Source organism: Aeromonas enterica, assembly GCF_054052465.1.
In genome coordinates this window covers 13,768-27,079 of sequence record NZ_JBSTYL010000038.1, presented here as the reverse complement: position 1 = coordinate 27,079, position 13,312 = coordinate 13,768, and the positions used below count along the sequence as shown (strand labels likewise).

Sequence of the window (13,312 nt, the reverse complement as noted above, 5' to 3'; positions counted from 1 at the left end):
GGAGCGTTACGGAAGGGGAGTAAATATCAAAGCGTGTTTGCATGAGGCGCTGGGGCACCCCATGCAACACGTAATTGGGACATAGCCTAAAGAAAAGGGGCGCCTGACGGGCGCCCCTCGTTGCTGCCGGATCGGGCTTACAACTTCTCCAGATCCCGTTCTATTTCACTGATCTTGTTCTGCACCACTTTTTCCAGATGGCGCAGGTCACGCAGTATCTTCTGCTTGATGTCCGGATCGGCCTGGACGTGCACACCCTGGGTCAGGTTATCCAGCTCATCCACCACGTACTTGAGATTGGCGTTGATCTCGGTGACATCCTTGTACTCATGGGTACCCGAGTCGACCAGCATGGTTTTGCGCTGGCGGGGATATTTGAATTTGACACTCTTGGCGAAGAACTCGCCTTTCTGCTTCTTGAAGTAGATCTTGAGGATGTCGTGATTGGCTTCCTGGCGCAGGGTATAGCTGTCCACTGAGGTGGGTTCCTGGATCCCCAGGCTCTTCAGATTCTCGTACATCGGGCTTCCTCGGTTTGAAACGATCCTGACCCATCTATCTTAACCGAGTCTGTGTGGCTTGCCTGTGACAGGGGCGCCAAAATCAAAAGGGGCCCAAAAGGCCCCTTTTACCATGATGGCTGGTCGAGCACTTATCGATGGCGCGCAGCAGTGCGCTGTTACCGACAGCCTAGGCCACGGGACATTCTTATCATCTGGATGTCGATGCAATCATAAAAAAGGGCGCCTCGAGGCGCCCTTGCAGCAAGCAGTTGGCCATTACTCGTCGATGGAGCGCAGCAGGGCGTTGATCCCTACCTTGGCACGGGTCTTGGCATCCACCTTTTTGACGATCACGGCGGCGTACAGGCTGTACTTGCCGCACTTGGAAGGCAGGGAGCCGGAGACGACCACGGAACCCGCAGGTACGCGACCGTAGTGAATTTCGCCGGTTTCGCGATCATAGATGCGGGTGGACTGGCCGATGAATACGCCCATGGAGATGACGGAGCCTTCCTCGACGATCACCCCTTCAACCACCTCGGAGCGGGCACCGATGAAGCAGTTGTCTTCGATGATGGTCGGGTTGGCCTGCAGCGGTTCCAGTACGCCGCCGATGCCGACGCCACCGGATAGGTGCACGTTCTTGCCGATCTGGGCGCAGGAGCCCACGGTGGCCCAGGTGTCGACCATGGTACCTTCGTCAACGAAGGCACCTATGTTGACATAGGAGGGCATCAGCACGGTATTGGGGGCGATGAAGGAGCCTTTGCGGGCAGTTGCCGGTGGCACCACGCGCACACCCGCTTCCTTGAACTGCTCGGCTGTGTAGTCGGAGAACTTGAGGGGAACCTTGTCGTAGTACTGGGCATCGTCGCCCTTGATGATGCCGTTGTCATTGATGCGGAAGTAGAGCAGTACCGCTTTCTTCAACCACTGATGTACCACCCATTCGCCGGCAATCTTCTCGGCGACACGGGCCTTGCCGGAATCCAGCAGGTCGATGGCTTGCAGGATGGCAGCCTTGGTAGCGGCATCGACTGAGCCGGGAGTGATGGAATCACGGCGCTCGAAGGCCGCTTCGATGATCTGTTGCAACTCGGTCATGACAGGTTTCCTTTAAAAAATTCCGTTTGTTGTATCACACTTTTCCAATTGTGTTTAAGGGCTCAAGCCGATTTCTTCGGGTGAATGGTTGTTTATTGTGCTGGAGTGGTCCAACCATTTGTTCTACTTGATAAATCAGGATGGGGAAAGGTGCCTTGCGAGGCCTTTCACCGGCTTGTCGCTTGCCTCTTCATCGGCTGGGTTGAGCTGATTTACCAGTCGCTCTTCCAGCGCCTGCTGCTCGTCCTGAGTCAAGGGGTCACCCGCGAGTGTGGTGAGGCTGAAGAAGTCCTCTACCCGCTCGCCTATGGTGGTGATCTTGGCGGCATGGAGCGACAGGCCGCACTGCTGGAACACGGCACCGATGCGGGCCAGCAGGCCGGGGGTATCCAGCGCCGTCAGCTCCAGCAGGGTGTGGCGGGTCTCCCCCTTGTGGGGCAAAAACACCGCCCGGGTTGGTACGCTGAACTGGCGGTGGCGCCGCGACAGCGGCTTGTTGCGCAGCACCAGCTTGCCCGGCTCCTGCAAGGCCTTCTCCAGTGCCTTCTTGATGGTGGCGGTACGGTTGGGGCTGATGGGTTCGCCATTGGGTTCGAGCACCACGAATGTATCCAGCACATAGTCGCTGCGCGAATTCATGATCTGGGCATCGTGGATGTTGAGATTCTTCTGATCCAGCGCCGAGGCCACGGTGGCGAACAGATTCGGGGTGTCACGGCAGTAGATGAACACCTCGCTCCCCCCCCGGGTCGGATGCTTGCCGATAATCACCAGCGGGGCCGGGTTGTCGCCATGCTCGATGATCTTGCGACAGTGCCAGGCGATCTGCTCCGGGCTGTGGCGCAGGAAGTAGTCGGCCTTGAAGTCGCTCCACAGCTGGTTGATGGCCTCTTCCGGTACGTCCCGTTGAGCCAGGATTTGCTTGGCCTGGCGCTGGTTCTCGCGAATGCGCAGCCGCATGTCGGGCGGGTTTTCCAGCCCCTGGCGCAGCGCCTTCTGGGTGGCGAAGTAGAGTTCGCGCAGCAGTGTGCCTTTCCAGTCGTTCCAGAGGGTATCGTTGGTGGCGCAGATGTCGGCCACCGTCAGGCAGTAGATAAGGTCGAGATGCTGCTCGTCGCGCACCTTCTGGGCAAAGTCGGTGACCACTTCGGGGTCGTAGATGTCACGGCGCTGGGCGGTGACCGACATCAGCAGGTGGTGGCGCACTAGCCAGGCGACCAGCCGGCTCTCATAGCGATCCAGGCCGTGCAGCTGACAAAACTCCAGTGCATCCACGGCGCCGAGTTCGGAGTGATCGCCGCGCCGGCCCTTGGCGATGTCGTGAAACAGGGCGGCGATACTGAGCAGCTCCGGCTTGCGCAGCCGGGTGAACACCTCGTGGCAGAGCGGGTGGGTCTGGCGGCTGGCCGGATGGGGAAACTGATGAATGTTCTTGAGCAGCCGGTGGGTGTGCTCATCGACCGTGTAGGCATGGAACATGTCGAACTGCATCTGGCCGACGATGAGATTCCACTGGGGCAAATAGGCTGCCAGGATCCCGTATTTGTGCATCAGGGTGAGCGGCTGACCTATGCCGTTGGGGTGGCGCAACAGCGCCATGAACAGGCGGCGGCACTCGGGCAGATCCTGCAGCCAGCAGTTGAGCTTGCGGCGCGCCTCGCGCAGCTGGCGCAGGGTGGCGGAGTGGATGCCGGCAATTTCCGGGTGCTGGGCTATCTGGTAGAAGAGTCGCAGTATGGCGGCGGGCTCGCGGCCAAACAGCTCGGAATCCACCGCGTCGATGAGGCGGCCGCGCAGCTGGAACTCGTCGGAGAGGCGGCGCACGTCCATGGCGGTGTTGCCGAGAATAGCCTCGTCAAACAGCTGCAGCAGCATCTCGTTGAGCTCCGAGACCCGCCGCACCGTCTGATAGAAGCGTTTCATCATCTGCTCGACCGGGCTGTTGCCTTCCCCCTCGAATCCCAGCATCTGGGCCACGGTGCGCTGGCGGTCGAACAGCAGCCGGTTGTCGCCTTTGTTGATGGCCATGTGCAGGGCGAAGCGCACCTTCCACAAAAAATTCTGGCAGTCGAGCAGCTCGCGATACTCGGCCCGGTTGAGAAAGCCATGGCTGGTCATCTCGAACAGGGTGGTGGCGCCGAAATGGCGGCGAGCGACCCAGGCCAGCGTCTGAATGTCGCGCAGTCCGCCCGGGTTGCTCTTGAGGTCAGGCTCCAGCTTGTAGGCTGTCCCCTGAAACTGTTGGTGGCGCAGGGCCTGCTCTTCGCGTTTGCCCTGAAAGAACTGCTCGCTCGGCCAGAAGTGCTGGGGGCCGGTCGCCTCCTTGATTTGCTGGAAGCCCTCCTGGCGGCCCGTAATGTAGCGCGCCTCGATCAAATTGGTGGCGACCGTGATGTCGGCGCGGCCCTGCTCGATGCATTCGGCCACGTTGCGTACCGCCTGGCCCACCTCCAGCTTGAGATCCCACAGCAAGGTGATGAACTCGCCGATGCGCAGCCCCAGCACCTCGTCCAGCTCCTCTCCTTCATAGAGGATCAGCAGGTCTATGTCAGAGTGAGGGTGCAACTCGCCCCGACCATAGCCACCCACCGCGATCAGGGTGAGCGCCGTCTTGTCGAAGCCGAATTTCTGCCACAGCCGTGTCAGCAGCTCATCCATGTATTCGGAGCGGGTGGCCACCAGTTCGATGATGTTGTCACCGGCATCGAAACGGGCGTGCAGCCAGCCGAGAAAGCGGCTCAGATACTCTTTGCAGTTCTCGCGGGTGAGCTGATCGTCGGGTAACAGATGGGGGGAAAGCAGGCTGGCATCCATGGCATCTCACACTCTCGGTCTGGCCGGATAAAGATCAACCCCGGCGTGTGGCCGGGGCTGAATGTCAAACGTGGCGGATAACGCGGTCGATGGTGTCATCGGGGCGCAGGGTGAGCACCTCGCAGCCATCCTCGGTCACCAGCAGGGTGTGTTCCCACTGGGCGGAGTCGCCGCCATCCTTGGTGGTCACGGTCCAGCCATCTTTCGGGTTGATGCGGCAGTGATACTTCTTGCTGTTGACCATGGGCTCGATGGTGAAGCACATGCCCGGCTTGAGCTCCTGCTTGCCGCCGTTGCGGTAGTGCAGGATCTGCGGTTCCTCGTGGAATTCGCTGCCGATGCCGTGGCCACAGTAGTCGCGCACCACGGAGAAGCCGGCCTTCTCCACGATGGGCTGGATCACGGCACCTATCTCGGTGATGCACATGCCGGGGCGCACCTGTTTGATGGCGGCGTACAGGCTCTCCTGGGCGACCTTGCACAGCTGGCGGCGCAGCGGTGTGGTCTGACCCACGATGAACATGGCGGAGGTGTCGCCGTGGTAGCCGTCCTTGATGACGGTGATGTCCAGGTTGATGATGTCCCCTTCCCGCAACTTCTTGTGGTTGGGGATGCCGTGACAGATGACATCGTTCACCGAGGTGCAGATGGACTTGGGGAAGCCGTGGTAGTTGAGCGGGGCCGGGATCGCCTGCTGCACGTCGACAATATAGTCGTGGCACAGGGTGTTCAGCTCGTCGGTGGTGACGCCTGCCTTGACGTGGGGGGCGATCATGATCAGCACATCGGCGGCCAGCTGGCCGGCAACGCGCATCTTTTCAATCTCTTCCGGTGTCTTGATTTTAATGGACATGGGATCTCTCTTGGGGCCTGACTGCGCATCCGGTCGATGCCCAACAATCAGGTAATGAAAAATAGATGCGTTTGCAATCAGGCCAAAATTTTATCCCCAACCCCCGTTTACTTCCAGTGTGATTGTCATCACAACGTCAAATCCTCTGCCCGGCATCCAGGACAGGGATCCATTTTTAGCATCCCGGCCGGTGGTGTCCTGACCAAAGTTATGGTATAAAGCGCGCCGGAATGGGGAACTTGCGTCCGCATTTCATCACCCTTACTCAATAACACACACACATCGACACCTGTACCGGGGTGCCCCTTTGGGGTCGGTTACATGGGATGTGTGGAGGCCTAACCCCAATACAGAGGTATAAAATGGCTAAAGTTTCTATGCGCGACATGCTGCAAGCCGGCGTTCACTTCGGTCACCAGACTCGTTACTGGAACCCGAAAATGAAGTCCTACATCTTCGGTGCCCGCAGCAAGGTTCACATCATCAACTTGGAAAAAACCGTTCCGATGTTTGACGATGCCATGAACTTCATCAGCTCCGTAGCTGCCAAGAAAGGCAAGGTACTGTTCGTAGGTACCAAGCGTGCCGCGTCTGAAGCCGTAAAAGATGCCGCTGATCGTTGCGACCAGTTCTATGTCAACCACCGCTGGTTGGGTGGCATGCTGACCAACTGGAAAACCGTTCGTCAGTCCATCAAGCGCCTGAAAGATCTGGAAACCCAGAGCCAGGACGGTACCTTCGAAAAGCTGACCAAGAAAGAGGCGCTGATGCGTACTCGCGAAATGGACAAGCTGGAGAAGAGCCTGGGTGGTATCAAGAACATGGGCGGCCTGCCTGACGTGCTGTTCGTTGTCGATGCCGACCACGAGCACATCGCTATCAAAGAAGCCAACAACCTGGGTATCCCGGTAGTTTCCATCGTTGATACCAACTCCAACCCGGACGGCGTTGATTACGTCATCCCGGGTAACGACGATGCTATCCGTGCCGTACAGCTGTATCTGAATGCTGCTGCTGACACCGTACTGGAAGCTCGCGCTCAGGACATCGTTGTTCAAGCCGAACAAGATGGCTTCGTTGAAGCTGAGTAATTGATAAGGACTGAAAAGCCCTTATTAACCAAGCTGATGTAATTGGTTAGCAGGGGCCCTTGTGGCCCCTGTTTCTTGTCAATTCAAGACCGAGGATACTGGACATGGCTAACGTTACTGCCGCCCTGGTAAAAGAACTGCGCGAGCGCACCGCCGCTGGCATGATGGATTGCAAAAAAGCACTGGAAGAGGCTGCTGGTGATATCGAGCTGGCAATCGAGAACATGCGCAAATCCGGTCAGGCCAAAGCCGCCAAGAAAGCGGGCCGTATCGCCGCTGAAGGCGTTATCTTTGCTCGCACCGAAGGCAACGTTGCCGTCATGATCGAGCTGAACAGCGAAACCGACTTCGTCGCCAAAGATGCCAGCTTCATGGCCATGGGCCAGAAGATCGCTGATATCGCAGCGACCCAGAAAATTGCTGACGTTGACGCGCTGAAAGCCGCTGACTTCGGTAATGGCGAATCCGTTGAGCTGACCATCACCAACCTGATCGCCAAGATCGGTGAGAACATGAACCTGCGTCGCGTGATGCTGGTTGAAGGTGACAACCTGGGCACCTACGTTCACGGTTCCCGCATTGGTGTTATCACCAAGCTGACCGGTGGTTCTGCCGAGCTGGCCAAAGATCTGGCCATGCACGTTGCAGCCAACAGCCCGCAATTCGTCAAGCCTGAAGACGTGTCTGCCGAAGTCGTTGCCAAAGAGCGCGAAATCCAGATCGACATCGCCATCAACTCCGGCAAGCCGAAAGAGATCGCCGAGAAGATGGTTGAAGGCCGCATGAAGAAGTTCACCGGTGAGGTTTCCCTGACTGGTCAACCGTTCGTGAAAGATCCTTCCATGACCGTTGCCGAGCTGCTGAAGAAAGAAGGCGCTGACGTTGTTTCCTTCACCCGTTTCGAAGTGGGCGAAGGCATCGAGAAGCAAGAGACCGATTTCGCTGCTGAAGTAGCAGCCCAAATCGCGGCCGCTCAGAAGGCCTAACCGAACCGGTTTTTCCGTTTCCCCAGACCGCGACTTATGTCGCGGTCTTTATATGACCAGGAATCAGTGACATGAGTACCAATCCCAAGCCTGCATACAGACGTGTTCTTCTGAAGTTGAGTGGTGAAGCCCTGCAAGGATCAGAGGGTTTTGGCATTGATCCGGCGGTGCTGGAGCGGATGGCCCAAGAGATCAAAGAACTGGTTGAGCTGGGTGTTCAGGTCGGTCTGGTCATCGGTGGCGGCAATCTGTTCCGTGGTGCCGGTCTTGCCAAAGCGGGCATGAACCGCGTGGTGGGCGACCACATGGGTATGCTGGCCACCGTGATGAACGGTCTGGCCATGCGTGATGCCCTGCATCGTGCTTATGTGAATGCCCGTCTGATGTCTGCCATCTCTCTGCAGGGCGTCTGCGATTCCTATAGCTGGGCCGAGGCCATAAGCCAGCTGCGCGCCGGCAAGGTCGTGATCTTCTCTGCCGGTACCGGCAACCCCTTCTTTACCACCGATTCCGCGGCCTGTCTGCGCGGGATCGAGATCGAAGCCGACGTGGTGCTCAAGGCTACCAAGGTCGATGGCGTATTCACGGATGATCCGGTCAAGAACCCGGATGCCGTGCTGTACCATGAATTGAGTTATGATGAAGTTCTTGAAAAAGAACTCAAAGTGATGGATCTTGCTGCTTTTACTCTGGCCCGTGACCATGATCTGCCGATCCGCGTGTTCAACATGAACAAACCGGGTGCGCTGCGTCGGGTTATCATGGGTGAGCCTGAAGGCACCCTGATCCACCACATCGGCAAATAAGACAAGAGATCAGGCTGGAAGGCGCTCTTATCCATTACGCCAGCAAATAAATATGATAGACACGAGCCGCGTGCCGGCTCGTTCGCCAAAAGGAAAACCACTGTGATCAACGAGATTAAAAACGACGCCAAGGACCGTATGGCCAAGAGCGTAGAGTCGCTCAAGACCCAGATGTCCAAGATCCGTACCGGCCGAGCTCACCCGAGCCTGCTCGACGGTATCCAGGTTGAGTATTACGGTGCTGCCACTCCTCTGAAACAGTTGGCCAACGTGGTGGCAGAAGATGCTCGTACCCTGTCCATCTCCATTTTTGACCGCTCCATGATCCAGGCGGTAGAAAAGGCCATCCTGACCTCCGATCTGGGCCTGAACCCGTCCAGCAACGGCCAGACCCTGCGCGTGCCCTTGCCGCCGCTGACCGAGGAGCGTCGCCGCGATCTGACCAAGATCGTCCGTGCCGAAGCCGAAGGTGCCCGTGTGGCCGTGCGCAACATCCGTCGCGATGCCAACGCCGACCTGAAAGCGCTGCTCAAGGACAAAGAGATCTCCGAAGACGACGACCGTCGTGCCCAGGAAGAGATCCAGAAACTCACCGATGCCTTCATCAAGCTGGTAGATGACGCCCTGGCCGCGAAGGAAAAGGAGCTAATGGAAATCTAAGCCTCTGACAGGTATATTACGAGCGCCGTGTAGTGCCCCTGCACGGCGCTTTTGTCTTTGTGGGAGAAATGAATGTCGCTTTTGGCAGCGTTAGGTGATTGTGCCAATTCGTCCTTGCCTCGTCATGTTGCCATCATCATGGATGGCAACGGGCGTTGGGCACAGAACCGTGGCAAGATGCGGGTCTATGGCCACAAGGCTGGCGTGAAGTCCGTTCGTGAGGCGGTGACCTTTGCCGCGCGCGCCAAGATAGAGGCGCTGACTCTGTTTGCTTTCTCCAGTGAGAATTGGCGGCGGCCGGAAGGGGAGGTCAGTGCCCTGATGGAGCTGTTCCTGACCGTGTTGGGCCGTGAGGTCAAGAAACTGCACAGCAACGGGATACGGCTCAAGGTGATCGGTGATACCGCCCGCTTCAGCGAACGCTTGCAGGCCAAGATCGCCAAGGCCGAGGCCCTGACTGCCGACAATCAGGGGCTGACCCTCAACATCGCCGCCAATTACGGTGGCCAGTGGGATATCGCCCAGGCGGCCCGCAAACTGGCCCGTGCCGTGGCGGCGGGCGAACTGGACGCCGATGCCATTGATGAGTCCCTGCTGGCCGGGCAGGTCTGCATGGCCGATCTGCCCCCCGTGGATCTGCTGATCCGGACTGGCGGCGATCATCGCATCAGCAATTTTGTGTTATGGCAGCTCGCCTATGCCGAGCTCTATTTTACCCCGGTATTGTGGCCCGATTTCAACGAGGCCGAGTTCAGTGAGGCCGTTGCCTCTTTCGTTGCCCGCGAGCGTCGCTTCGGGTGCACGGGTGAACAGATACGGGAATTGATCGCCGAGCATCAGACCGGCTAAACCCCCTCCCAAGAGAGAGGTTTCTTTTGCTAAAACAACGAATTATTACCGCATTGCTACTGGTTCCCCTGGTGTTGGGGGCACTATTTTTTCTGCCGTTGAAATTCTTTGCCCTGTTGGCAGCGCTGGTATTTCTGTTGGCCAGCCGCGAGTGGAGCTGCTTCGTCTCTGCCCAGCCGCAGCAATGGTTACCGCTGGTGTTCTGTCTGTTGCTCGGTGCCAGCCTGTTTTGGCTGCCGGTCGAGCAACTGTGGACCCCACACCTGCATCCGCTGGTGATGGGGGTACTCTGGACTGCCGTCAGCTGGTGGCTGCTGGGGCTGCTGCTGGTATTGCGTTACCCCCAGAGCGCCAAGCTGTGGAAAGAGTCAATCTGGCTCAAATCCGTGTTCGGTCTGGTGACCCTGGTACCCTTCTTCTGGTCTCTGGTGGCCATCCGTGGTTACAACTTTTATCACGATCCCATGATGGGGGCCTGGATCTTGCTGTTCGTCATGGGACTGGTCTGGGCGGCAGATTCTGGCGCGTATTTTTTCGGCAAGGCATTCGGCAAGCACAAGCTGGCACCGGCCGTCAGCCCGGGTAAAACCATCGAAGGCATGTTCGGCGGCCTGTTTACCGCCAGTCTGCTGGCCGTTGCCGTGACCTGGTTCATGGGCTTCGTGCCCGCCAAGATGGCCATAGTGCTGTTCTGCTCCCTGTTGGCGGTGCTGGCGTCCGTGCTCGGCGATCTGACCGAGAGCATGTTCAAGCGCGAAGCCGGCATCAAGGATTCCGGTACCTTGCTGCCCGGTCACGGTGGTGTTCTCGACCGGATAGACAGCCTGACTGCCGCCCTGCCGGTGTTTCTGCTCAGCTATCTGTTGCTCAGCCAGGAATTCTGATGCCTCACCCACTGATGATCTCGGGAGCATCCGGCTCCGTCAGTCTGTTACTTGTTCAGGAGTGTTGATGAATAGTCTGATGATCTTGACGGCTTTCGGCTCCATCCATTTGTTAGCAAGTCGGGAGTGTTGATGCATAACCTGGTGATCCTGGGAGCCTCCGGCTCCATCGGTCAGAGCACCCTCAAGGTACTGCGGCAGAATCCGGGCCGTTGGCAGATACTGGCGCTGACGGCAGCCAGCAGCGTGGATGCCATGCTGCGCGACTGTCTCGAGTTTTCTCCACGTTTCGCCGTCATGGTGGATGAGGTCGCGGCCGCCACGCTGGCAGGTCGACTCAAGACCCACGGCAGCGCGACCCGGGTGCTGTCCGGTCAGGCCGCTTTGTGCGAGGTGGCTGCGCATCCCGATGTGCATAGCGTGATGGCGGCCATCGTCGGCGCCGCGGGGCTGGCCCCTACCATGGCGGCTGTGCGCGCCGGCAAGCGCATCCTGCTGGCCAACAAGGAGGCTCTGGTGATGTCCGGTGCTTTCTTCATGGATGCAGTGCGCGAACATGGTGCCGAGCTGCTGCCCATCGACAGCGAGCACAATGCGATTTTCCAGTGCCTGCCCGAAGCTATTCAGCGTCAGCCCGGCTTCTGCGATCTGGCGGGTGCGGGCATCAGCAAGATCCTGCTGACCGGCTCCGGTGGCCCGTTCCGCTATACCGACATTCAGGAGCTTGCCCGGGTCACGCCGGCCCAGGCCATCGCCCACCCGAACTGGTCCATGGGGGCCAAGATCTCGGTCGACTCCGCCACCATGATCAACAAGGGGCTGGAGTACATAGAGGCACGCTGGCTGTTCAATGCGGCGCCCGAGCAGATCCAGGTGGTGATCCATCCCCAGTCCGTCATCCACTCCATGGTGCAGTACAAGGATGGTTCCGTGCTGGCCCAGCTTGGCAACCCGGACATGTGCACTCCTATTGCCCATGCTCTGGCCTATCCAGCTCGGATTGAGTCTGGCGTGGAACCTTTGGATTTCTTCAGTGTCGGAGAGTTCAGTTTTATCCGGCCCGATTATGCCCGTTATCCCTGTCTGGCACTGGCCATGAGCGCCTGTCAGCAAGGGCAGGCGGCGACCACGGCGCTCAATGCCGCCAATGAAGAGGCCGTTGCGGCTTTCCTTGCAGAGCGGATCGGTTTTATGGATATTGCCAGAGTCAATGAGGCCACCATGGCGGCGCTGGGCCATTCCGCCGTGGGGTCACTGGATGATTTGATTGCGCTGGATGGTGCGGCCCGTGCCCGTGCTCACAATTTGATTGAGGAGCTTAGCTGATGAGTGGTATTTCGTGGCATTGTGCTGCCTTCATTCTTGCCTTTGGGTATAGGACCATGCATGACATCGAGGTGGCTGACTGATGGGCGGCGTGTTGTGGAATATCGGTGCTTTTATTGTCGCTCTCGGACTGCTGGTTGCGGTCCATGAATTTGGCCACTTCTGGGTTGCTCGCCGCTGTGGCGTCAAGGTCGAGCGCTTCTCCATCGGTTTTGGCAAGGCCATCTGGCGCCGGGTCGGCAAGGATGGCACCGAGTATGTGCTGGCACTGATCCCGCTTGGCGGTTACGTCAAGATGCTGGATGGCCGGGTTGATGAACTCAAACCCGGTGATGAACAGCATGCTTTCAACCACAAGAGTGTTTGGGCACGCATGGCCATCGTTGCCGCTGGCCCCATGGCAAACTTCGTGTTTGCCCTGTTCGCCTTTTGGTTGATGTTCATGATCGGCGTACCCAGCGTCAAGCCGGTGATCGGCGAGGTACAGCCTGCGTCCATCGTGGCCCAGGCCGGGGTCGAGCCTGGCATGGAGATTGTCGGTGTCGGCGGCGAGGCGACCGGTGACTGGGAGAGTGTGACCTATGCCCTCATCAGCCACCTGGGTGATGAATCCGTGCAGCTCAAGCTGAAGGCGGCGCATACCAGTTACGCCATCGACAAGACGCTCATGCTGGGAGGGTGGAAATTCGACCCCGATAAAGAGTCCCCCATCGGCAGCCTTGGGATAGTGCCCCTTGGTGGCAAAGTGTTGCCCGTGGTTGAGGCCATTGTGCCCAAGAGTGCCAGCGAGAAGGCCGGCATTCAGGTCGGTGATCGCATCAAACGGGTGGGCGAGCAGGAGGTCACCGAATGGACCCAGTTCGTGCTCCAGGTGCAGCAGTCTCCGGAGCAGCCACTGCAGGTGGTTGTTGAACGGACAGGCAGTGAACTGACCCTGACCCTGACCCCGGATGTGAAGAAAGTGAAGGGCAAGCTGGTCGGTTTTGTCGGCTTGTCACCACAACTGGTTCCATTACCGGATGAGTATCGAATTCTGTTACAGTATGGGCCTTTGCAAGCCCTCTGGCAGGGAGCCCAGAAGACGTGGGACCTGACTACGCTGACCTTTGACATGATTGGCAAGCTGGTGGGTGGCATAGTGTCGCTGGATAACCTGAGCGGCCCCATCTCCATTGCCAAGGGGGCGGGCAGCAGCGCTGATTACGGTCTGGTCTATTTCCTCGGTTTTCTGGCGCTGATCAGCGTCAACCTTGGGATCATCAACCTGTTTCCCCTGCCGGTGCTGGATGGCGGCCACCTGGTCTACTTCCTCATCGAGGCGGTCACCGGCAAGCCGGTATCAGAAAAAATTCAGGAAGTGGGTTTCAGGATCGGCGCCGCCATTCTGATGTTACTGATGGGCATTGCGCTGTTTAATGATTTCGCTCGCCTCTGAG

The 13,312-nt window shown here is 58.5% G+C and carries 12 protein-coding genes; 8 read left to right on the top strand and 4 right to left on the bottom strand.

What is annotated here, in order from left to right; genetic code table 11:
• Positions 1-137: 137 nt before the first annotated feature.
• The 4 genes from ACW5XD_RS22730 to map all read right to left on the bottom strand — a co-directional run bounded on the left by ACW5XD_RS22730 (position 138) and on the right by map (position 5,274).
• Positions 138-521, bottom strand: a complete 384-nt coding sequence (locus ACW5XD_RS22730) for a DUF3461 family protein (RefSeq protein ID WP_011705091.1) — start codon at positions 519-521, stop codon at positions 138-140.
• 258 nt (positions 522-779) lie between these two features.
• Positions 780-1,607 (bottom strand): 2,3,4,5-tetrahydropyridine-2,6-dicarboxylate N-succinyltransferase, encoded by an 828-nt coding sequence (dapD, locus tag ACW5XD_RS22725; protein WP_042867191.1) that lies wholly within the window; start codon positions 1,605-1,607, stop codon positions 780-782.
• A gap of 135 nt (positions 1,608-1,742) precedes the next feature.
• Complete coding sequence (gene glnD / locus ACW5XD_RS22720; protein WP_456496852.1) at positions 1,743-4,421, bottom strand: bifunctional uridylyltransferase/uridylyl-removing protein GlnD; 2,679 nt, start codon at positions 4,419-4,421, stop codon at positions 1,743-1,745.
• Positions 4,422-4,485: 64 nt separating this feature from the next.
• A complete protein-coding gene (map, locus tag ACW5XD_RS22715) occupies positions 4,486-5,274 on the bottom strand; it encodes a type I methionyl aminopeptidase (protein WP_456496851.1) in 789 nt (262 codons plus the stop codon).
• Positions 5,275-5,636: 362 nt separating this feature from the next.
• Here map and rpsB point away from each other — a divergent pair, with 362 nt between their 5' ends.
• The 8 genes from rpsB (at position 5,637) to rseP (ending at position 13,311) form a co-directional block, all read left to right on the top strand.
• A complete protein-coding gene (gene rpsB, locus ACW5XD_RS22710) occupies positions 5,637-6,365 on the top strand; it encodes a 30S ribosomal protein S2 (protein ID WP_042867194.1) in 729 nt (242 codons plus the stop codon).
• A 104-nt stretch (positions 6,366-6,469) separates the two neighbouring features.
• On the top strand, positions 6,470-7,351 hold the full coding sequence (tsf, locus tag ACW5XD_RS22705) for a translation elongation factor Ts (RefSeq protein ID WP_005338578.1): 882 nt from the start codon (positions 6,470-6,472) through the stop codon (positions 7,349-7,351).
• Between the two features lie 71 nt (positions 7,352-7,422).
• Positions 7,423-8,157, top strand: a complete 735-nt coding sequence (pyrH, locus tag ACW5XD_RS22700) for a UMP kinase (protein ID WP_042038153.1) — start codon at positions 7,423-7,425, stop codon at positions 8,155-8,157.
• A gap of 102 nt (positions 8,158-8,259) precedes the next feature.
• Complete coding sequence (frr, locus tag ACW5XD_RS22695; protein WP_042867195.1) at positions 8,260-8,817, top strand: ribosome recycling factor; 558 nt, start codon at positions 8,260-8,262, stop codon at positions 8,815-8,817.
• A 72-nt stretch (positions 8,818-8,889) separates the two neighbouring features.
• Positions 8,890-9,666: a polyprenyl diphosphate synthase gene (gene uppS, locus ACW5XD_RS22690; RefSeq protein WP_098984764.1), complete on the top strand. Its 777-nt coding sequence runs from the start codon at positions 8,890-8,892 to the stop codon at positions 9,664-9,666.
• Positions 9,667-9,692: 26 nt separating this feature from the next.
• A complete protein-coding gene (locus ACW5XD_RS22685) occupies positions 9,693-10,550 on the top strand; it encodes a phosphatidate cytidylyltransferase (RefSeq protein WP_456496850.1) in 858 nt (285 codons plus the stop codon).
• Positions 10,551-10,682: 132 nt separating this feature from the next.
• Positions 10,683-11,876, top strand: coding sequence for a 1-deoxy-D-xylulose-5-phosphate reductoisomerase (gene ispC / locus ACW5XD_RS22680; RefSeq protein WP_456496849.1), 1,194 nt, complete (start codon positions 10,683-10,685; stop codon positions 11,874-11,876).
• Positions 11,877-11,958: 82 nt separating this feature from the next.
• Positions 11,959-13,311, top strand: coding sequence for a sigma E protease regulator RseP (gene rseP, locus ACW5XD_RS22675; protein WP_456496848.1), 1,353 nt, complete (start codon positions 11,959-11,961; stop codon positions 13,309-13,311).
• Position 13,312: the final 1 nt, after the last annotated feature.

Coding starts and splice junctions, on each gene's coding strand:
- ACW5XD_RS22730 (WP_011705091.1), bottom strand. CDS start 521: ATGTACGAGAATCTGAAGAGCCTGGGGATCCAGGAACCCACCTCAGTG.
- dapD (WP_042867191.1), bottom strand. CDS start 1,607: ATGACCGAGTTGCAACAGATCATCGAAGCGGCCTTCGAGCGCCGTGAT.
- glnD (WP_456496852.1), bottom strand. CDS start 4,421: ATGGATGCCAGCCTGCTTTCCCCCCATCTGTTACCCGACGATCAGCTC.
- map (WP_456496851.1), bottom strand. CDS start 5,274: ATGTCCATTAAAATCAAGACACCGGAAGAGATTGAAAAGATGCGCGTT.
- rpsB (WP_042867194.1), top strand. CDS start 5,637: ATGGCTAAAGTTTCTATGCGCGACATGCTGCAAGCCGGCGTTCACTTC.
- tsf (WP_005338578.1), top strand. CDS start 6,470: ATGGCTAACGTTACTGCCGCCCTGGTAAAAGAACTGCGCGAGCGCACC.
- pyrH (WP_042038153.1), top strand. CDS start 7,423: ATGAGTACCAATCCCAAGCCTGCATACAGACGTGTTCTTCTGAAGTTG.
- uppS (WP_098984764.1), top strand. CDS start 8,890: ATGTCGCTTTTGGCAGCGTTAGGTGATTGTGCCAATTCGTCCTTGCCT.
- ispC (WP_456496849.1), top strand. CDS start 10,683: ATGCATAACCTGGTGATCCTGGGAGCCTCCGGCTCCATCGGTCAGAGC.
- rseP (WP_456496848.1), top strand. CDS start 11,959: ATGGGCGGCGTGTTGTGGAATATCGGTGCTTTTATTGTCGCTCTCGGA.